Source organism: Paenibacillus sp. HGF5, assembly GCF_000204455.1.
GTDB lineage: Bacteria > Bacillota > Bacilli > Paenibacillales > Paenibacillaceae > Paenibacillus_AQ > Paenibacillus_AQ lautus_A.
On record NZ_AEXS01000125.1, the window covers coordinates 14,864 to 34,994 of the forward strand.

The 20,131-nt window shown below is 49.6% G+C and carries 17 protein-coding genes; 4 read left to right on the forward strand and 13 right to left on the reverse strand.

The features are described from left to right. Positions 1-25: 25 nt before the first annotated feature. The 6 genes from HMPREF9412_RS19400 to HMPREF9412_RS19425 all read right to left on the reverse strand — a co-directional run bounded on the left by HMPREF9412_RS19400 (position 26) and on the right by HMPREF9412_RS19425 (position 6,489). The gene (locus tag HMPREF9412_RS19400) at positions 26-1,603 is read right to left on the reverse strand and encodes a hydantoinase/oxoprolinase N-terminal domain-containing protein (RefSeq protein WP_009593418.1); all 1,578 of its coding nucleotides are present in this window, start codon (positions 1,601-1,603) and stop codon (positions 26-28) included. Beyond that, positions 1,600-2,715 carry a DUF917 domain-containing protein gene (locus tag HMPREF9412_RS19405; protein WP_009593419.1) on the reverse strand — a complete coding sequence of 372 codons (1,116 nt, stop codon included), beginning with the start codon at positions 2,713-2,715 and terminating at the stop codon, positions 1,600-1,602. The genes HMPREF9412_RS19400 and HMPREF9412_RS19405 overlap by 4 nt, the downstream gene beginning before the upstream one ends. A 4-nt stretch (positions 2,716-2,719) precedes the next feature. Then, positions 2,720-4,009 carry a cytosine permease gene (locus HMPREF9412_RS19410; RefSeq protein WP_009593406.1) on the reverse strand — a complete coding sequence of 430 codons (1,290 nt, stop codon included), beginning with the start codon at positions 4,007-4,009 and terminating at the stop codon, positions 2,720-2,722. Between the two features lie 38 nt (positions 4,010-4,047). Further along, positions 4,048-4,629 carry a TetR/AcrR family transcriptional regulator gene (locus HMPREF9412_RS19415; protein ID WP_009593429.1) on the reverse strand — a complete coding sequence of 194 codons (582 nt, stop codon included), beginning with the start codon at positions 4,627-4,629 and terminating at the stop codon, positions 4,048-4,050. 213 nt (positions 4,630-4,842) lie between these two features. Next, complete coding sequence (locus tag HMPREF9412_RS19420; protein ID WP_009593426.1) at positions 4,843-5,652, reverse strand: AAA family ATPase; 810 nt, start codon at positions 5,650-5,652, stop codon at positions 4,843-4,845. Positions 5,653-5,898: 246 nt separating this feature from the next. Further along, positions 5,899-6,489, reverse strand: a complete 591-nt coding sequence (locus HMPREF9412_RS19425) for a TetR/AcrR family transcriptional regulator (protein WP_009593414.1) — start codon at positions 6,487-6,489, stop codon at positions 5,899-5,901. Between the two features lie 463 nt (positions 6,490-6,952). On the opposite strand from HMPREF9412_RS19425, the gene HMPREF9412_RS19430 reads away from it, so the two are divergent. Further along, positions 6,953-8,125, forward strand: a complete 1,173-nt coding sequence (locus tag HMPREF9412_RS19430) for an MFS transporter (RefSeq protein WP_009593404.1) — start codon at positions 6,953-6,955, stop codon at positions 8,123-8,125. Between the two features lie 197 nt (positions 8,126-8,322). Here HMPREF9412_RS19430 and HMPREF9412_RS19435 read toward each other — a convergent pair whose 3' ends face one another. Both HMPREF9412_RS19435 and HMPREF9412_RS19440 read right to left on the reverse strand, forming a co-directional pair. Next, positions 8,323-9,483 (reverse strand): cobalamin-independent methionine synthase II family protein, encoded by a 1,161-nt coding sequence (locus tag HMPREF9412_RS19435; protein WP_036672785.1) that lies wholly within the window; start codon positions 9,481-9,483, stop codon positions 8,323-8,325. A gap of 212 nt (positions 9,484-9,695) precedes the next feature. After that, the gene (locus HMPREF9412_RS19440) at positions 9,696-10,685 is read right to left on the reverse strand and encodes a tRNA dihydrouridine synthase (protein WP_009593401.1); all 990 of its coding nucleotides are present in this window, start codon (positions 10,683-10,685) and stop codon (positions 9,696-9,698) included. Between the two features lie 544 nt (positions 10,686-11,229). Here HMPREF9412_RS19440 and HMPREF9412_RS19445 point away from each other — a divergent pair. From HMPREF9412_RS19445 to HMPREF9412_RS19455, 3 genes are read left to right on the forward strand one after another with little or no spacing between them, the layout of a single operon-like run. Then, positions 11,230-12,423, forward strand: coding sequence for an MBOAT family O-acyltransferase (locus HMPREF9412_RS19445; RefSeq protein ID WP_009593421.1), 1,194 nt, complete (start codon positions 11,230-11,232; stop codon positions 12,421-12,423). A 45-nt stretch (positions 12,424-12,468) separates the two neighbouring features. Beyond that, entirely contained in the window at positions 12,469-13,629 is a 1,161-nt protein-coding gene (locus HMPREF9412_RS19450) for a hypothetical protein (RefSeq protein ID WP_009593430.1), read from the forward strand. Further along, positions 13,610-13,795: a hypothetical protein gene (locus tag HMPREF9412_RS19455; RefSeq protein ID WP_009593411.1), complete on the forward strand. Its 186-nt coding sequence runs from the start codon at positions 13,610-13,612 to the stop codon at positions 13,793-13,795. The genes HMPREF9412_RS19450 and HMPREF9412_RS19455 overlap by 20 nt, the downstream gene beginning before the upstream one ends. A 215-nt stretch (positions 13,796-14,010) precedes the next feature. On the opposite strand, the gene HMPREF9412_RS19460 is transcribed toward HMPREF9412_RS19455, so the two are convergent. The 5 genes from HMPREF9412_RS19460 to HMPREF9412_RS19480 form a co-directional block, all read right to left on the reverse strand. Beyond that, positions 14,011-14,577 carry an SF0329 family protein gene (locus HMPREF9412_RS19460; protein WP_009593407.1) on the reverse strand — a complete coding sequence of 189 codons (567 nt, stop codon included), beginning with the start codon at positions 14,575-14,577 and terminating at the stop codon, positions 14,011-14,013. A 332-nt stretch (positions 14,578-14,909) separates the two neighbouring features. Next, positions 14,910-16,139: an alpha-L-fucosidase gene (locus tag HMPREF9412_RS19465; protein WP_009593433.1), complete on the reverse strand. Its 1,230-nt coding sequence runs from the start codon at positions 16,137-16,139 to the stop codon at positions 14,910-14,912. A 78-nt stretch (positions 16,140-16,217) separates the two neighbouring features. Beyond that, on the reverse strand, positions 16,218-17,924 hold the full coding sequence (locus HMPREF9412_RS19470) for an ABC transporter substrate-binding protein (RefSeq protein WP_009593423.1): 1,707 nt from the start codon (positions 17,922-17,924) through the stop codon (positions 16,218-16,220). A gap of 132 nt (positions 17,925-18,056) precedes the next feature. Then, positions 18,057-18,956: a carbohydrate ABC transporter permease gene (locus tag HMPREF9412_RS19475; RefSeq protein ID WP_009593409.1), complete on the reverse strand. Its 900-nt coding sequence runs from the start codon at positions 18,954-18,956 to the stop codon at positions 18,057-18,059. A gap of 54 nt (positions 18,957-19,010) precedes the next feature. After that, the gene (locus HMPREF9412_RS19480) at positions 19,011-20,006 is read right to left on the reverse strand and encodes an ABC transporter permease (RefSeq protein WP_009593427.1); all 996 of its coding nucleotides are present in this window, start codon (positions 20,004-20,006) and stop codon (positions 19,011-19,013) included. Positions 20,007-20,131: the final 125 nt, after the last annotated feature.

Below are 20,131 nucleotides of genomic sequence, written 5' to 3' on the forward strand. Positions count from 1 at the left end.
CCGAGCGAAGCGCATGCCTAACGCGTTACAGCTTACCCGCGGCTTTCACTTTCACGAGCAGCGCATTGCCCGGCAAATACGCAATCGGAATGTCCTCGACGGATACGATCTGTACGGTCTCCGGATTCGCGCCAGCTGCCGTTGCCTCGTTCATGGCGCTCTCCTTCGCGTCGCGGATGACGTCGTCATAGCTCCAGTCGTCCAGCGAATAGATCCGCTCCGACTCGCCGCTAACCTCTCCCAGCGCTGCGCCGATTGCATTCGCCGCATCATAATTGTCCGGGCGGATGATACGGCTTGCCCCTGCCAGCGTATCCGGCACCAACAGACTGCCGCCGCCAACCAGAATGACATCGACCGGGTCGGCACTTGTTTTCATCCGGTCAATGGCATCCTCCAGAATCTGCTGCATGACCGCGTCCACTTTGCCGCATACAGCTTCGTCCACTGCATCCGCGTTTGTGCCCGGCCATGCGGCCCGTCCCATCTTCACGGCTACGTCCGTTGTCGTCAGCGTATCTCCGCCAAAGATGCGGGCCCGTGTCGTCAGCTTGTAGCCCACGCTGTCCGGGCCAACCGTTACGCCGCCTGCGTCGTCCAGCCGGACGATCGTGCCGCCGCCAAGGCCAATGGACAAAATGTCCGGCATCCGGAAATTCGTGCGAATGCCGCCGATATCCACCGCTGCCGACGACTGGCGCGGGAAGCCTTGCACGAGCACGCCGATATCCGTCGTCGTGCCGCCGATGTCAACGACCAGCGCGTCGCTCAGCCCGGACAAGTGCGCCGCGCCCCGAATCGAATTCGTCGGTCCGCACGCAATCGTCAGAATCGGGTAGCGGAGTGCATATTCGCTCTTCATCAACGTGCCGTCATTCTGGCAAATGTACAGCTGGGCATGGATGCCGAAGCCGTTCAGCGCTTCCTCAAATCCGCGCACCACGCCCGCAATGACTTGCAGCAGCGCCGCGTTCAGCACGGAAGCATTCTCCCGCTCCAGCAATCCGATGCTGCCGATCTCGCTGGAGTAGGTAACCGGCATGTCCGAACCCAACACCTCGCGCACGATCTCTCCAACGCGCTTCTCCTGCTCACGATTCACAGGAGCAAATACGCCGCATACCGCCACAGCGTCGACTTCGCCGCTCATCCGGCGGCACAGTTCGGCGATCTCCTCTTCATCCAAGTTGGCGATCTTGCGGCCGTCATACTCATAGCCGCCTGAGGCGACATAGCTATGCGGCCCAACTGCTGCGCGCAGCGATTCGTCCCAGCCGGCCAGCGGCGGAACCGCCGTCGTGGCCGGAGCGCCGATGCGAATCAGCCCGACCCGGCCGAGATGCTTGCGCTCCACGATGGCATTGGTGCAATGCGTGGTGCCGAGCATCGCATAGCGAATGTCTGCTCCATTCACGCCGCTTTCGTGCAGCAGCCGGCGAACGGCTTCCACAATGCCTTCGTTCACGTCGGCAGTTGTATGGACCTTCACCTTGTGCACGCAGCGCAAGTCGGAATCCAGCAGGGCGGCGTCCGTATTCGTCCCTCCCACATCAATGCCGATGCGGTAATTCCGGTTTGCATTAGAAGTTGTAGTCTTGGTCATTTCGCCGCACCTCCTTTCGAAGCCAACGTCTCGATCGGCACATAATCAAAGTCATAACCGAAATATCTCGGCCCGGCCGTCTCAATGCCTTTTGGCGTGCGCCATTTGTCGTCGCATGGCAACCCTGCTGCCGTCACCCGGGCACCATACTTCAAGTTCTCCGTGGTCACCGGCATGCCCGTATCCTGATCCAACAGCGTAATCAGATCAGGCGTAATGGCGAGCGGTTGATCGTCAACGGTGGCGAGCAGGAACTCATTCTGGAAAAACAGCCGCATCGTTGTTCCCTTGTTTTCGCCGGTACCTTCGAATACCGCTTCGCCGCGCGTAAAACCGCCGTCCATGCGGCGACGGATATCCACGGCCTTGCCATGGAACAAGGCATGGCCATTCAGCTTCGCGAGCAATTCGCGCACAGGATTCAGCTTCTGCTGCTTCGCTTCGAACAGCGTCCGCCCGATCTCATAGGCGAGCGTCAGCGTGCCGCCGATCGCGCTCTGCTTCACCTGCGCGCCGGATACCGGATAATCGCAGATGGAGGCAGAACCCCCCATCTCCACCGTCAGCGCACGCGCCATCCGTTCTTCCCACACGCCGTCAATCGTATGCATCAGCGCGCTGTTGCCGCGCTCGTCCGCCATCGCCACGGGGCTGCAGGGGATGCCTTCCAGATGGAATGTCACCATCTGCGATTCGGGAAACGCACGCCCCATCGCATCGGCATCGACGAGCGGAATTCCCCGCTGTGCCGCCGCAATGACCGGAACGAGCGAGTTGCCGCCGCCGACCTCGATCGGCATAACGGCATCCACCTTGCGGCCGAGCTCTTTTTCCATCAGGTCAAGCGGTTTGGTCAGCTGTTCAGCCGAAGGGATTTTCTCCAGCATCACCGTCGGTGCTCCGATCATCGATACCGGCACGATAAGCCCTTCATCGTCCAGCTCCTCGAGCTGGGCGATTCGGATCGGGCCAAACTTGCGGATCGCCTCCATAGCCATCAATTTTCCGACATGCGGATCTCCGCCGCCGCCCGTGCCAAGCACCGCAGCTCCGATCGCGATATATTCAATGGCTTGTTCATCCAATGTGGTTAATCTGGTTGCTTTGTTCATGCTTTCATCCCTTCTTTACTACCCATTTGCCTATGATTGCTTGTACGATAAATGCCATCAAGAAGCTGTCCAGCGCCGGAACCTGCGTCACCTGGAACCATCCGAGCCCATCCGGGGCCATCGTTGTCATGAAGCCGAAGAACGTGGCGATGACCCATACGACGATGGAGCGGGGAATCCAGCTCCGATTGCTGTCCAGTCCGTCAAACGAGAATCTATTTTTGTTCACCAACAAATACTCAGCCGTATAAATGCCGCCCAGCGGTGCGACAAGCATCGTAATGTACGTCAGGAACGTCATGAACCGGTCATAAATGCCAAAGCAAGCAAGTGCGGTCGCAATGAGACCTGCGATAATCGTGATCACGGATTTAGGTACCCGCTTGAAGACAACGGAGAAGCCCAGTCCCGCGGAATATAAATTGTTCGTATTGGTCGTCCATTGTGCCAGCGTCAGCACGATGATTGCCGGAATACCGAGTCCAAGCGTCAGCAGAATGCCCGTCAGATCGTCGGAATCCATCGTACGCGACAGGAAAATCGCAATGATGGTCATGAAGCTGTTGCCGACAAAGAAACCGATAAACGCTGCGGTAACGGCATGCTTTGGCGTTTTGGCCCAGCGCGCGATGTCAGGGGACAGCGCCGTTCCCAGGATAAAGATACCGATAACCAGCGAAATCGCCGTCCCCATCGGCAGAGCCTCACCCTCGAACGGTGCCCAGACGGTGCTTCCGCCTTCCCCGTTAAGCGCCATCACCAGCGCGATAATGATAAACACGACGAGCAGCGGTACCGACCAGACGCTTAGTTTTTCAATCGCCCTGTAGCCCCAGATCGCTGTGGACATCATGAGAAGTCCGCCAATGATCGACAGTACCCAGAGCGACCAATGCCAGCCCCATAGCTCGCTTAACGCCGTCTGGAAGTTGGAAGCGAAGAAGCCGACCTGAACGCCGAACCAGCCCAGCGATGAAATGCCGAGAATGATCGAGACGATTAGCGCCCCTTGGTTCCCAAACAGAAACCGGCTGATCATGGCCGTCGACAGGCCCGTTTTGGCTCCTACATATGCGCAGACAGCCCCGATCATGCCCAATATGGCTGAACCGACGATGACCGCCGTCAGCGAGTCGCCGATGCTCATACCCGCGCCGAGCTGCGCACCCAGGAACATCGCGGACAGGTCAATGCCGATCGCAATCCAGACGAATGCCATCGAGAGCCATGATTTCCGCAAATGCTGGGGTACGGGCTCCCGTTCGTAATCTTCTATTTTCGTATCGTTGCTCATGTTCCACCCTCTGCTTTCTGTACCATCTTGTTGATTGCCTAAGCTTCGACGGATCTCCAGAACATCTCAAAGGCATGTTTCAGTTTCCGTTCGAACAGCTCCGGCGATTTATAGTAGTAATATTGCATGCCCAGTCCGTCCATCAAGGTGAGGTACGAATCCACCAGCGTCTCCATCGGGACGATGGCCAGTTCGCCGCTTTCCAGACCTTCCTGCATGATCTCACTGATAATGCTGCTCAAAAGCGTATCGAAACGCCCAAACGCCTCCTGCATCCGATCCATTAGGAAATCCGGCGGGAAAACCAAGTACCGGAAGGCAAATACGGCAAGCTCCTGCTTGTCCCGGTGGAAATCGTATTGGCGAAGCAGCAGCGCATGCAATTTTTTCTTCGTGCTCATTCCTTTGCTGGTTTCTGCCATCGCTTGGATATATTCGTTATAGGCGCTCATCGATTCTTCGAAGACCGTCATGAACAGATCTTCCTTGCTTTCGAAAAAGGCGTAGATTGCCGGAGTTTTGACGCCAACCTCCTTCGCGATTTCCGATAATGCCGTTCCATCGTAGCCCTTCTGTCCGAATAACCTCAGCGCAGCCTCTTTCAGCTTCGATCTGGTCATGTTCATCCCCTTTTCGCCATTTAATTAACGTTAATTAAGTAGATTATACAACTTTTTGCATAAAAATCAATGTATTTGATGGCTCTGCCAAATTATCTTTCAATCCTTATACGTTCAACATTCAAGCAGGACCATGTACTAAGTAGATAAAGCCCCCATACCAAAAAGAGATATCCTTACTCGAAGGATACCTCTTCTGATACTTGAACCTATTCATTCAAACAATCTTTGATGTTTATGAAAAAACCGGTAAAAGAATTGGACATTGTCCAGCTCAAACCATTCGGCCGTTTGCAACATCTTGGCATCGAGGTTGTAAATCTTCGCATGAAGCGTACCCAGAACAAAGGGAGAGTGCGTAGCAATAATAAACTGACTGTCAAAATAACGCGCCAAATCGTTCATTTGCTCGGCCAGCTTGATTTGATTCGCCGGAGAAAGCGACGTTTCCGGTTCATCCAATAAATACAGTCGCCCGGGAAGCAAATATTCCTCGAAAAACTGCATCGAGCTTTCCCCGTTCGAATATTTCTCCTGAGCGAATTGAATGATGTCCATCTTCTTCTTGAATTCATACGACTGCTCCAGCTCTTCTACCTCGGCCTTGCTCTTTCCCTGAACGAGCTGCTCATGCAGCAGCCCTTCGCGAAGCACGCTTTCCTGCTGTATTTTCTTGATTTCATACAACAGATCCTCTGACTTGATGTAACGGCTCCCGTCGGGAAGCTTATATAGGGGACGCTCCTGTTCATCTTGCCCGAGTTGATAGCTGCTTTCCTCGATAAACCGCTGAACATAGATGCTGTGTCCATAAGTGGCCATTCGCTCAGCGCCCGCGATACCCAATTTATTGGCGATTAAATTCAGCAAGGTGGATTTGCCGGAGCCGTTACTGCCGTATAATACCGTGATTCGATCAAACAGCAGAACCTCCCCTGCCATGTGCCTGAACACATGATCGGGATAGATATTCGGGTTGCTCGAAATGGTAGAAGAGAGTTTGAAGTTACTTAAATATAGCATCGCCCTTGCTCCCCTCTCGGAAAATGAAATGATTCAAGTTTGATATTCATACCTGGCCATTCTATGGATGCAACCATCCGACCCAAACAGTCTTTCTATTCAAGAACGGTCCAAATATCCAGTGCCGTCAGACGAATCGCCTCAAACTCATGATTCCGGTACGCTCTTAAACGGTCGGTACAAGAGTCGCAAATTGTCCGCATTGCATCTTGTTTCTTCCTCAGGATAGAGCAATAGCGACAGGACCTATCCCAGCAATTCTTTAGCTCCGTTCATCACTAAGGGCATAGTCTGTTTAACGAATGATTCCGCACTTATTAGACGCCCCTCATTGTTCCAAGCGTAAGCCGCCCCATACATCCCCCAACTTAACATGTTAGTAGCTGTATTCATTAAGAATTGCGCGTTTGGACTCGACAGCATCTTGTCTTTGTCTATAAAGGAAAGAAGTATCGTTTGAATTTTTTCCTTTATTTGAATTTCGAATACAGCTCCAAGCGATGTATACCTTCTTTTGCACATAGTGCTTAGACTCTTGTGAAAATCGCATACACCCAGAAAAATACTCTGAATGGTTTCTTCATTTAATACTTCGTGACCGCTTATACGACGATTTATGATTGTCATAAAGGAATCCATTAGTCTGGCCTCTAGAATTTCGAATTTATCTACAAAGTGCGCATAAAAAGTCGCTCTGTTAACAGTAGCCCGCTCTGCAATATCCCTAACGGTTATCGATTCAAAGTCTTTTTCTTGAATTAACGAAGCAAAAGCGTCTTGAAGGAGTCGCCGTGTACGTATCACACGAGGATCAGCTTCATTCTTTTTAATTGCCATGGTTTTGATCTCCCCAATAAAACGACATTATAGAATTGGTGTTGTCTATACAACGGTTTATGGTTTTTGATGATTGCGCACCATTCTGTTGTTATCATAACATATAAATACAACAGGTGTTGTTCAAACAACTAATGTTGTATTGAACAAAATGCAGAATACCGCTTTTCCAAAAGGAGGAGAGAACCATGTCGGTTTCATATATTAGCTGAATGGTGTTAGATTCGATTTGGCGAACGCGCAGATTTGATCGAGACCCTGCCTGCAGATAGAGCCGCTGAACAATGCTATGAATTGGCAGAAGCAGCCAGAGGAGCCAGTCAACAAGCTAGGGGCTTCTTTGATTTGATGATCACAATTAACCTATATATGAGTATATGCTGATATATGCATTAATTGCGACTTTTATTTATTTCGATATTTTTAAAAACATCGTTATTTAAACACATCGGGAGAGTGAATTATGAAGAACACATGGAAAGTTTACGTCCTAGCCTTGGTCAGCTTTTTAGTTGGAACATCCAATTACATCATTTCCGGGATATTGGACCGGATCGCAGAGACGATGGGAACAAGCGTTGCGGCAGCAGGCCAGCTCATTACGGTGTATTCCCTGGCCTATGCGGTCGGCACGCCTATTTTAATGGCGCTGACGGCCAAAATGGACCGGCGTAAGCTCCTACTTTATTCGCTGGGCCTCTTTATTATCGCAAATCTGCTGACATTTATATTGTCCGGCTTCGGTCTCTTCATTGCCGCTAGAATCATTACGGCGTTAGGCGCAGGGCTGGTCACCGTTAACGCGCTCAGTATCGCCGCCAAAATCGCTCCGCCAGGCAAGCAAGCCAGCGCCATCGCCAACGTCACCATGGGCATTACCGCATCGCTCATCATCGGCGTCCCACTCGGCAGAATGGTAGCCTCGGCTTTTGGCTGGAAAGCGGTATTTCTGGCCATCGCAATTGTCGGGGGCATCGCCATGCTTGTCATTGCTGCGGTTTTTCCACGTATGCAGGGCGACAAGCCTGTCCCTTTGATCAAACAATTTGCTTTGTTAAAAAAACCTCAGGTTTTGGTTGCTTTAGCGATTACTTTTTTCTGGTTGGGCGGATATTCCCTTGCCTATACTTACATCTCCCCTTATCTGCTAGAGGTGACTCATTTAAATGAATCATTGATTAGCGCAGCTCTGTTCGTGTTCGGCATTGCCAGTTTGATTGGCTCGAAAGTCGGCGGCTACAGCGCGGATAAACAGGGCATTATATTCACGCTCGTGTCAGGGATGGCGCTTCACGTCATTTCGTTGATTTTGCTATCCTTAGTCGGACAGTCGGTCATTGCCGTATTCGCCATTTTGATCCTCTGGTCTTTTGCCGCCTGGTCATCCGCTCCTGCGCAGCAATTTAACCTGGTCAAGCTTGTTCCTGAATCCTCGGGCGTCATGCTGAGCTTGAACAGTTCCATGATGCAGTTTGCCATGGCTGTCGGCGCAGGAATCGGCGGGCTGATCGTTAACCGTGTTTCTTTGGCATCCATTACCTGGTTCGGGGTATTCGGCGTTCTCATCGCCATCATTGCCGTGTTTGTATTGTCCAGCATGGCATCACGGCATTCGGCGGTGCAGACAGCGGATTAACGGTATGCAAACATGGAATATTTGATAAAGGACTCTGCTCACTAAGTTGATCTTGGAGGTATGACTCATGCAAAGACCAGAAATGATCGTTTGATCACATTGAACAACTAGGGACCATCCAAAAAAACACGGCGACCTCTCCCCTGATTGAATTCCAGGAAAAGGTCGCCGTTTATATTAATATCTCGTTTTATTGTCTAGCTACCCCAATATTGCTTGGCAATCTGTTGGCCTTGATCGATTTTCGCCCATTGCTCGGCCTCGCTTAGCTCGTTACCGCCATCGCAGGATGCAAAGCCGCATTGATGCGAGAGCAGCAGACGATCCTTATCAATGATTTTCGATGCTTCGTCAAGCAGACGGATGACGCGTGCTTCATCATCCAGCGTATTGGTTTTGGAAGACAGCAAGCCCAGAACAATCTCCGTTTCCGGTCTGTCCTTGAATACCTCCAGTGCTTCAATCGAACCCGCACGATCATCATCCCACTCCAGGAAGAAGCGATCATATTTCAACTGCTTCAGGAACAGGTTGGCGATTTTCGCATAAGATCCACCGCCCATATTGCGGGAATCATAGTTACCGCGGCAGTTATGCGTCCACATTTTCAAGCCGAGGCTATGACCGAAGTCAATCACCGTATTGTTAATCTCAATAAATTCGGTGGCGAGACCCTGTACTTCCGCTTGATTAATATGCTCCCCTGTAAACGGAGAGTTCGGGTTGTCGTCTGCAAACAGCTCCCATAAGCAATCATCGAACTGCAGGATTTTGCCGCCTGCCGCAGCGAATTCCGCCACGAATTCCTTATACGCGCTCACCAGGCCCGCTTTGAGCTCCTGTTTGTTCTGATAAACCGCATCCGTGCCGCCAATGTTATCCGACCAGGAGAGTTCACCGTAGATATGAGAAGGAGATGGTACGCAAAGCTTCGTTTGCTGGTCGCCAGCCGTTTCTTGCAGCTGTTTGAACAACTTAATGAAGTGATGATTCTTTCCGCTCAGTTTGCCTGTAATGCGCAGGCCAATATCTTTGCGTGTTTCATATTTCGAGGTTCCGTCCACATCCCGGAAAAAGTAGCCATGGTCCGCGATATAACGCTGGGCTCCGCCAAAACCCCATACAAAATCCAGATGCCACATCGATTTGGAGAATTCGCCGTCCGTAACAACCGACAGGTTATGCTCGATTTCCTTTTTCACGACCTGTTTGATCGCCTCGGTCTCGCACTCGGCATACCCTTCGAAGTTTTCATAGAACGGATACCGGATATCATCCCGATGTTCAATTTGCGTTTTATATTTCAGCAGCTCTTCGGGCCGCAACAAACTTCCTACGATCTGAAACTTATCAGTCATGTACATAACCCCCTCGTTGTATAGCGATATCATATCACGACGAGCAGAGTTATAAGGCATACCAAAATCTCATAACTAGTTATAGCTAAAAGCTATAGCAAGCATGACGGCTGAGATTGTCCAAAAGAAAAAACACAGCCAAAACGGCCATGTTTTCCAAAAATAATATTTGTTCTCCTGAAGCGCGCGCTGGTGTTCTCCAGCCTGTCCATTTAATTTCCTCGTTCATCTGCCTCATCAGAATGCTTGCTTCCAAACTCATCGAGGAGCGCACGTACTTCACTTGTTGACTTTGCGTTCATTAATTGATTTCGGAGTTCACCTGCCCCTCGGAATCCACGGACATAGATTTTGAAGAAGCGGACAAGTGCGCTGAAGGAGCGCCGCATCTGTGCCGAATATTGATCATGGAGATCCAGATGCAGCCGCAGCAGACCAAGCAATTCCTCACTGCTATGATCCTTCGGCTCCTTCTCAAAAGCGAATGGATTATGAAAAATCCCGCGCCCAATCATGATGCCATCCACACCGTATTGTTCAGCGAGCTTCAGACCGGTCTGGCGGTCAGGAATATCCCCGTTAATGGTCAGCAGCGTATCGGGCGCCACCTCATCGCGAAGCTTCTTAATCTCCGGAATCAGTTCCCAATGCGCGTCGACTTTGCTCATTTCCTCTCTTGTCCGCAGATGAATCGACAGATTCACAATGTCTTGCTTCAAAATATGGGTCAACCAGTCGCGCCATTCGTCTACCGCGGTGAAACCGAGCCTTGTTTTTACACTGACCGGCAGTCCCCCGGCTTTGGCTGCCTGGATAATGTCCGCTGCAATGTCGGGACGGCAGATCAGTCCGCTTCCCTTCCCATTCTCGGCTACATTCGCTACAGGACAACCCATATTAATATCGATGCCTTTAAACCCTTCTTTCGCCATGCCGATACTCATCTGACGAAAGAATTCCGGCTTATCTCCCCAGATATGGGCTACCATCGGCTGTTCATCCTCCGTAAAAGTCAAACGTCCGCGCACACTGTGGTTCCCTTCCGGGTGACAATAGCTCTCTGTATTCGCAAACTCCGTAAAAAACACATCCGGTCTGGCTGCTTCACTTACGACATGGCGAAACACAACATCCGTCACATCTTCCATGGGCGCCAGTATAAAGAAAGGCCGCGGTAAATCACGCCAAAAATGATCTGTCATATCCAATACTCCTCTATACATACCAGGACAAATCTTTATCCCGAAATTAGTAAGTACAACCTGTTCATGTCCTTGCTTTTTCTTCACTTATAGCATGTTTAAGCAGCGTAAATCAAACGGCAGTTTATGTTATATCGCAGACACTTCAATGACTATATCATAATCCAGAGAGGAGCATACTCCCCATAGATTCGAAAAAAGGAGGGGCGATCGCTAGAAGAAGGGGCTTTAATTTAGTCCGGTTCCGTTGGCAACGAACTAAAAAGCCGTCCCGCACTGATTATTAGGGTTCGATTGCCATGACCGCTCCCCCTCCATGATGCTTTAGAACAGCCAGTTGCAACTTTGGTAGAATGATGATCGTCTATTCTATGTGCTTCCCCTAAGGGGCATGAACTTGAATCGGTTTTTGGATTCGATAACCACTTAAAAATCAATATATTCATAAAATTCCCATACGTTTCAACTGATGGATACTGTAATATGGATAAGTGCTTTAAGAGATAAGTATTTTTGGCAACTCGGATGGTGGATACGGAAAATTATGATGTATACGGATTGGTTTTATTGGCTGTTCGTGTTCGTGGCTGTCGTCACGTATCACCTCATGCCGCATCGTCTCAGACCCTGGGTACTCTTTGCCTCAGGCGTCGCATTTTACTACAATTATGCAGGTGCTTACCTGTTCCTGTTGCTTGCGGAAGTTATCATCGCGATTATTGTCGTGAAATCTGCAGCGAAATGGAGCAGGCGATGGATTTATCCCGCAGGTATCGTTACCGCCATTCTGGTCCTTGGTTATTTCAAGTACACGAATATGATGCTGGATACACTACATAATCTATTTGGTTTTATTCATCAGCCCTTCTTGCCTAAGGCAGAACAGATTGTGCTCCCGCTCGGCATTTCCTACTTCACGTTCGAGCTGATTCATTACTTGGTTGAACGCAAACGCGGAACGCTGCCGGAGCATCGGCCGGAAGGTCTGTTGTCGTTCATTTTCTTCTTCCCGTCGATGGTGGCGGGCCCAATTAAGCAATTTCAGATGTTTAATCCGCAGCTATCATCGAGATTTCACTTGGACCACATGCTGATCGGAGTCGCCCGAATCGGGTGCGGCCTTTTCAAAAAGCTCGTCCTCGCCGGATCCATTGATATGCTGGCGCAGCCCGTCTACTCGGCGTCCGGCATAGCTGAGGCAGATACCGCCAGACTCTGGATTTCGCTTGTCTCCTATACGTTCGTCATCTATTTTGATTTTTCTGGCTATTCAGACATTGCCATTGGGACAGCTCGCTTGTTCGGCATTGTCATCCCGGAGAACTTCCGCTTCCCTTATTTGGCCCGCAGCATAGCCGAGTTCTGGAACCGTTGGCACATTTCGCTCGGTTCATGGCTGACCCGCTATGTGTATTTCCCCCTCGGGGGAAGCCGTGTCCCTGCTCCCCGGGTCTATTTCAATCTGATGGCGACGATGACTGTCTCCGGCCTCTGGCACGGAGCCGCCTGGAATTTCGTCATTTGGGGCATGTTCCATGGCGTGATGCTGTGCATTCATCGCTATTATGTGAAGCAGCTAAAGCCTGCATTAAAGCCTGTTCCGAAATGGCTGAAGCCGGTAACGGTCACTGTCGCGATGTTGATCACATTCTTCGGTGTAACGATCAGCCGCGTATTTTTCATTTTGCCGATCGCAGACGGATGGGATTTAATGCTCCGGCTGCTTGGTATGCGATAAGTTACCGATCCCCGAATATGGATGGAAATGGAAGTGTAAGATATCTTGCGTAAATTAGTTTTGAATAAAACCGTGTCCGTCATGCTGATCTCCTTTGCCTTGGTCGGATTGCTTGGCTTGAGCATTGAAGCCGATCAAGTGGTCGATCAAATGAGACAAGAAGTCGTGACGCATGCGGAAAAAGAGCTTCGCGTTCCGACATACGATGCCATTGTCTTTACGCCGTTATGGGTCGAATACTTGAAGGAGCATCCGGATGACGGCACAAAGGTGATTGGCATGTTCGGGCCCTCCACGGTCTTCGGCACGACCGTACAAAAGGGGGAGAATACCTCGGCCGGCGTCCTTCAAGCTCATTTGAAAGACAGCCGCGTGATCAACCTGGGGATTTCCGGCGGAAGATTTACGGAGACTTACGCCCTGCTCGCCTCGATGATTGACGAGATTGATTATGTCGTCTATGAGATCAATTATGGGATCGTCGTCGTCTCGGATAATGATCCGAACGTTGTCGTCTATCCGTCGCTGGTGGAGAAGCTGGGTCAACCTATCCCGCGCAGCTGGCTGGTTGATTTCCCGGACAAAAACCGCGAATCGCTCCCAAGCAACGCCCACAATTGGGTAACGTCCCATTTTCTGAATAAGTGGGCCCTCTATCATGATCGCGATGCGATCAGCTACCGTCTGTTCATGACTCGTACGCCGATGGAGAAAATCCGCCAGGAAGTCCACAAGAACGAAAATGAAAGAAAAGGGATAGAAGAAAGCTATACGCCGATGTATACCGCTTATGACAAAATGAATGACGCTCAACAGGAAGGCATCGACAAGCACTATGCAGAGCTTTATCGGTGGAGTAAGCCTTTTGATCAAGATCACAGCTTCGGGTTGTTCATGATTGAAAAAACGCTTGAACTGCTGCAGGAGCACCATAAGAAAGCCGTGTTCTATTCGGCTCCGCTGGATAAAGAGCATATTGCCAACAAGAAGCTTTTCCATTGGAGCGAATATACCGAAGCGATGGGCGCTTATCAGAAGTTGGTAGAGTCGAGAGGATACCCCTATATCGAATTTAATCAAGAGGAGAACAATACAATCCCGCATGAATATTATCGCGACTCGGCCCATCTTATCGACAAAGGGAATAACATGTTTGGCGAAATCTTGTATATGAGGATGAAAGATTATGGAATTACAGCCCCATAGCACCACATCGGCCGAAACGAAAACCCGCAGCCTCACTCATCATGTCGTAAGGGCACTGATGATGGTGGGAGTGGCACTTGGCGGAGCCATCGTCCTGATCGCCATCGTACTTGGTATTTTGTTCTTTTCCGGAGAAACGCAGGAATTTATTTATATGAACTTCTAATGTACATGAAAGCGGCGTGCAATGACTGATTTCCTGTCCTGCATGCCGTTTTGCAATTCATCGTAACGATTGGAACGAAGACGCGATTGCCGCGCATCCCCATCTCGTCCCCAACTATTTTTAGCATCCTACATATTTGCGTTTGGACCCAAGCTGATCTCTATCTACCGCCTTTTGATATCATCGGAAGCGAGTAACGAAAATATTTATGCTCGTCACGCACGGCGCCGCAGTTCATAAAAATACTGCACAATCGGATGCTTTAACTTCATCTTCTCGGCCATGTTTACAATCCGCTTTTTGCCAACTCGTCTGTCTACCAAAGCTAGAATATTCAATAAGATATCATCGCTCTCCATGCTTTCTTCTATAGAAGTAGATAAGAACTTATTCGCTGTAGCGACAAAATTGGATTTACTTAATGCAGCCTGTGCTGACAAAAGCTCCTTTGCAAGTACGGACACTTTTCTATTTCTTGCAATGACGTTTAGACGATCCTCTGGAACGGTCCCTTTGGTTTCCTTTCTGACGGCTTCCAATTCATCATCGCTGATCGGAATTTGGATATGGGGATCATTCTTAATTTCCAGCTCCGTCTGATACCATCGGATGGAGCTGGTCTTATCACTCATATTAAGTACGTTCTTTTTATCTACCGAAATATAACAAAGCCCTGCTTTATCAGGTAAATAACGATAACCGGTTGCGCGATATTCAACTCTTCCAGCTAATGTTGGACTGAGAAAGCTCTCCAGCTGTTGCTTCAATTTGCTCCAGGACATGGTTCCTCCTATATTTTCAAACCCTGAGGGGCGCGGTATTCATCTGCACATCTTATTCAGTATGAATAAACCCCTGCCAAAAAACAACCCATAACATGTCCCGCATATTGAATGGAATATCCGCTTCAAGGTTCGTTTTGACAGCTCATCAAGGCTTCCTTCTCTGCCGTTCTCCTTATGTCCGCACCGTTTTTTTCCAAACAATGCATATGAAAGGGCGTAAACTCAAGATACCCAGGCCGTATTTTCTAAGCTCCACTTAAGAAATATAGACGAAGTACCAAATACCAAGAACAGACTGCCGTGGCAGTCTGTTCTTGGTTTTACTCATTTCATTCCACGTGATATGCAGCCAAATTGCGGATCAAAGGCTGCTCCACGCTGGAAAGAATACGAACCCGCAATTGATCGGTTTCGACGGTGTCGAACCGGTCGATTTTTTTATGCCCGATCGCACTTCCACGTACAAGCTCTTTCCATTCGCCATGGCTGAATGCTTCGAGCACATATTCACGCACACGCTCCCCATGGGCAATGTCTTCCATGATGATGACGTGATTGACTGGCTGAATATGCTCCAGCTTCAGAAGCAGCTCGGTTCCTTCTCCACTCGTTTGGACAACCGGCTGCCCGAATCTGCGGCGGATTTCATCTCCGAATTCGATGACGCGCTCCACATCCACTTCAGGCAGCAGCCCGCGGTTGTCCGGGGATATATTCAAGAGCAGCGTAGCGCCATGGCCGACCGAGCGGTAATAAATATCCAATACTTCCTCCAAGCTTCTTAAGCTTGCTTCATCGTCAGGATGCCAGAACCAGTGACGCTTGCGGATCGGAACATCGCATTCAGCCGGTACCCAAGACGGAGTCCCTTCCATCCAGGTCATCATATCGCTGGTGAACATGCTCTCCTTCGCCGTGGTGGCCGTATTCCAGCACGGATAAGGCGCAACGCCGTCTTCATTCCCTACCCAGCGAATCGTTGGGCGCCCCATATTAAAGACTATCGCATCCGGCTGGTATTTATCAATCAGACCGATGATTCTGTTCCAATCGTATTCCCTGCCTTGGGAACCGGCTCCGTCGAACCACACTTCGACCAACGGTCCATACCCGGTCAGAAGCTCCGTTAATTGTTCCGCATAAAAATCGTCATAAGCCTCTTTATCGGGATAACAAGGTTCATGACGATCCCAGGGGGACAGATATAATCCGAACTGGAGCCCTTCCTCTCTGCAGGCATCGGCAACCTCACGGACGACATCCCCTTTGCCGCCTTTCCATGGGCTGGACTTCACGGAGTAATCAGTCGTTTTCGTCGGCCACAGACAGAATCCGTCATGATGCTTTGCGGTCAATACCAGATACTTGAAGCCTGCTCGTTTTGCGGTCCTGGCCCACTGCCGTGCATCCAACTGCTCCGGATTAAAGATTTCCGCTGAATCCGTTCCGTCTCCCCACTCCTGATCGCAAAACGTATTCATACCGAAATGGCAGAACATACCCAGCTCCATATCCTGCCATGCCAGCTGCTGCGGAGATGGCTTTGCAAGTTCATTCATTGAATCATACACCTGCTTTCTATGAAAATGATGATCCCCTGCGCAAGGGAGACCCGTGCGCAGGGAACCGATTTAGCATTATTTCCCGGCATCCAATGCCTTTTGATAGATTTCCAGGTACTGGCTCAGCTGCATGCCATCCAGCCCTTTCACATATGCATCCCATTCTTTGTTAATATCTTTGGAGCCTGTAATAAACTGGGCCATATTGGATTTCACGTAGTCGACAAGCGTTGTCTTGATCTGAGCTACGAGCTCGGCATCTTCAAGCGCTATGAACAATCCCGATGGATATTGCTCCTTGGATTGATACGGTTCATATTCCTCGGAGACTTGATTCAGACGGGTACCGTATCCATCGGAAGCGAGCGGATCCTGAGGAGCTGTCCAGGACGCGCGATAAGCGTAGGTTCTCAGTGACGGACCGATCTGCTCCCAACCGTCATTATGCGTCGGCTTTTTGTCGGGGATAGGAATAGCTGTATATTTAGCCTGCTTTCCATCCATACCCTTTTCTCCGGATTCAGCTTTCCGCCACCCTTTGCCTTCAGGGCCATGTTCCTGCAACACGATCGCTTCTTCCGTATACAGATAATCCGCTAACCGGATGGCGGCAATCTGCTGCTCTTTCGTCGCTTTATTCGTAATCGCAAATTGCGAGACAGCGATTCCCGCAAAATTCAGCGTCTGCTGCACACCATTCGGACCTTTTAGCGGAGGCAGGGCAACATAATCTTTATGACGCGGCGCCTTATCATCCATGCTGTAAGCATAACTGATTAATGCAGTTGAAAGCGTACCCATAATATTGTCCGGTTCCCGGTTGGCCATTTGCTGAACAGCATCGGCATTCTGGGTAAAGGCTGCGGGATCAATTAATCCCTCTTTGTACAATTGATTCAGATAAAGGAGGCCTTGCTTCCACTCTTCTTTGTTTGCCGTAAAATCAACTTTGCCATCCATGACGCGGAGGAACGTACCCGAGCCCTTGTCGACGTAATCATCAAGGATAAACGAGTTCATCAGGAAGGCGGAGACGTTGCCTGCCCACATTTCATCCGAGCCTGTCAGCGGGAGTTCATCTTGTTTCCCGTTGCCGTTCGGATCCTTCTCTTTGAATGCCTTCAGCACCGTATAAAATTCGTCAGTTGTCGTTGGAACAGGCAGTCCCACTTGATCGAGCCATTTTTTATTGATCCACATTTTGAGCGCATTGTCACAATGGTAGCATTCATTGACCTGCGGCAATGCATAGATGTTGCCGTCCGGAGTCGTGATGGAGGCTTTCATGTAAGGGATATCCTCCATCGCTTTCTTGATATTGGGTGCATATTGGTCTATCAAATCATTCAGAGGGATAAACACGCCCTGCGACCCATACTTCATTTGCTCTTCCTTGGTCAAATTCCCTTGGAGAATGACTTCAGGATAATCGCCGCCAGCCAGCATGAGCTGCTTGCGGTCGTTCAAAGCATTTTCCGGTACTAGGTCCCAAGCGATATTGATGTTCGTCTTCTCTTCAAGATGTTTGGTAAATAGGTTGGTATCCATGTTTTCGATTGACGCAAACTGAGGCGCGAACATTTTAATGGTCATCGGCTCCTTCACGATCGGATAGGAACCAACAGCATTAAATAAATCTTCATTGGCAGCACCGTTGTCGGCCGTCTTGCCAGTTGACTGATTGCCGGAATTGGTTCCGCCGCAGGCACTAAGCAGCAGCATGCCAGCCATTAGGCAGCTAATGATACCTAGCCAGTTTTTCTTCTTCATGCTCTTTTCCATCGAATATACCCCCGTTTATCATCCGTATTTCGGGCGTTTGGCCCTTTCCTAAGCTTTTGCCTCCACCAGCTTTTGCCGTATCTGAATAATGTACAGCCTCACCTCCTTGAAACCATGATCGCTCTGTCATGATCAGCCCTTTAGCGAGCCGATCATGACGCCTTTGACAAAATGTTTCTGGACGAAAGGATATATGATAAGCACAGGCAAGCTGGCAACAACGATCAAGGAATATTTTAGCAAGTCCTTGAGCCCCTGCTGCGCCTGCATCTGGCTCACATCCGCCATCATGGAAGCATCGACTGAATTCAGAATTAGAATGTTTCTGAGAATGATTTGAAGCGGGAACAAGTCAGGATTCCTTAAGAAGATCAGTGCATCAAAATAAGCATTCCAATGCCCGACTGCATACATCAATGTCATGACCGCAATAATGGGTTTGGACAGCGGCAGGACAATGCTGAATATGAACCGGATGTCACTGCATCCGTCCAGCTCCGCGGCTTCCGCCAATTCATCGGGAATCGTGGTTTGGAAAAACGTCCTTGCGACGATAACCTGGAATACCCCCAGTGCCCCCGGTAAAATCATGGCCCACCGCGTATCCAGCAGATGCAGATTCTTAACGACGAGGTAATAAGGAATCAGTCCTCCTTCGAACATCATCGTGATCACCAGCAGAACCATGAAGAAATTGCGGCCGTAAAGCGACTTCTTCGCCAGCGGATAAGCCAGCATAATCGTGAGCGTTACATTGATGAGGGTGCCGACAACGGTATAAAAGAGGGAATTCAGATAGCCGACGCCGATCTGCGGATTATTGAATACCGCCTTGTAGCCGTCCAGCGTAAAATCTACGGGAAACAGCCAAACCTTGCCCGATGTAACCGCCTGAGGCGAGCTGAAGGACGAGCTTACGATGTAGATTAATGGTACAGCTACGGCAATAAGAACCAGGGTCAAGAACAGATAGATCAAGAACATGAATAGGCGGTCGCCTTTCGATTCACGTATAGCGGCTTTTTTGAACATGGGGTCTCCTCTCTTTCCAAAGTTGCTATTGTTTACTGGCTGCGTAGAACAGGCCTACCACAAGCTGCTGTTCGACAGCTTTCTGGCGATGTAATTGACGGACACCAGCAGAATAAGATTGATGACCGAGTTGAAGAGACCGATCGCCGTTGAGAAGCTGAAGCTGGAGCCCAGCAAACCAACCTTGTACACATAAGTGGATATGACTTCCGATGTGCTTAAGTTAAGCGGATTTTGCATCAGGTATATTTTTTCAAAGCCTAGTTTCATGATGTTGCCCAGATTGAGAATGAGCAGAATGACCGATACGGGAATAAGGCTTGGTATATCGATGTTCAGAATCTTCTGGATGCGGGACGCGCCATCTACTTTGGCTGATTCGTACAGCTCCGGGTTAACGCCGGACAGTGCCGCGATATAGATAATCGCTCCGTAACCTGTAAATTGCCAAACATCGGACCAGACGTAAATGGACTTAAACAGGCCCGGTATACCCATAAAATTCGTATTGCTCATACCTAACATCTCGAAAAATTTACTGATCATCCCCACATTTGGCGTCAAGTTGACGATAATGATCGAAACCATAATCACCGTAGATATGAAATAAGGGGCATATGAAACCATCTGTACCGTCTTCTTGAATAGACCGTTGCGGATTTCATTCAGCGCGAGTGCCAGCAGGATCGGTGCGGGAAAGCCTACAATCAATCCGTAGAAGCTAATGCCAAGCGTATTCTTAATGTAGAGCCAGAAGTTCGGCGAATCGAAGAACTGGCGAAAATATTTCAGCCCGACCCAGTCGCTGCCCCAGATTCCCTGGATGACGTTATAATTCTTGAATGCGATTACAATACCGGCCATCGGTATGTATTTGAAAATAATCAAATAAAGAACGGGTAACAAGAGAACGAGATACAACTGCCAATGACGCTTAATTTGTTTTCCTCTGGACCTTCCTTTCTTCACTTCTGGCAACGCTTTCAATATTATGGGAGGTTTCGGTTCCAGGCTTGGTTCGGTTTGAAGCCTAGCGTTCAGTCTCGGCATGCGGGTTAGCTCCTTTCGTCCATTCCTACTTTCAGGTCCTTGCGATGTAAACCGAGTGTATACAACAACGACGCCCGGCAACAAGAAACAAAAATAAAAACGACTAACCATTTTCGCCTGGGCCT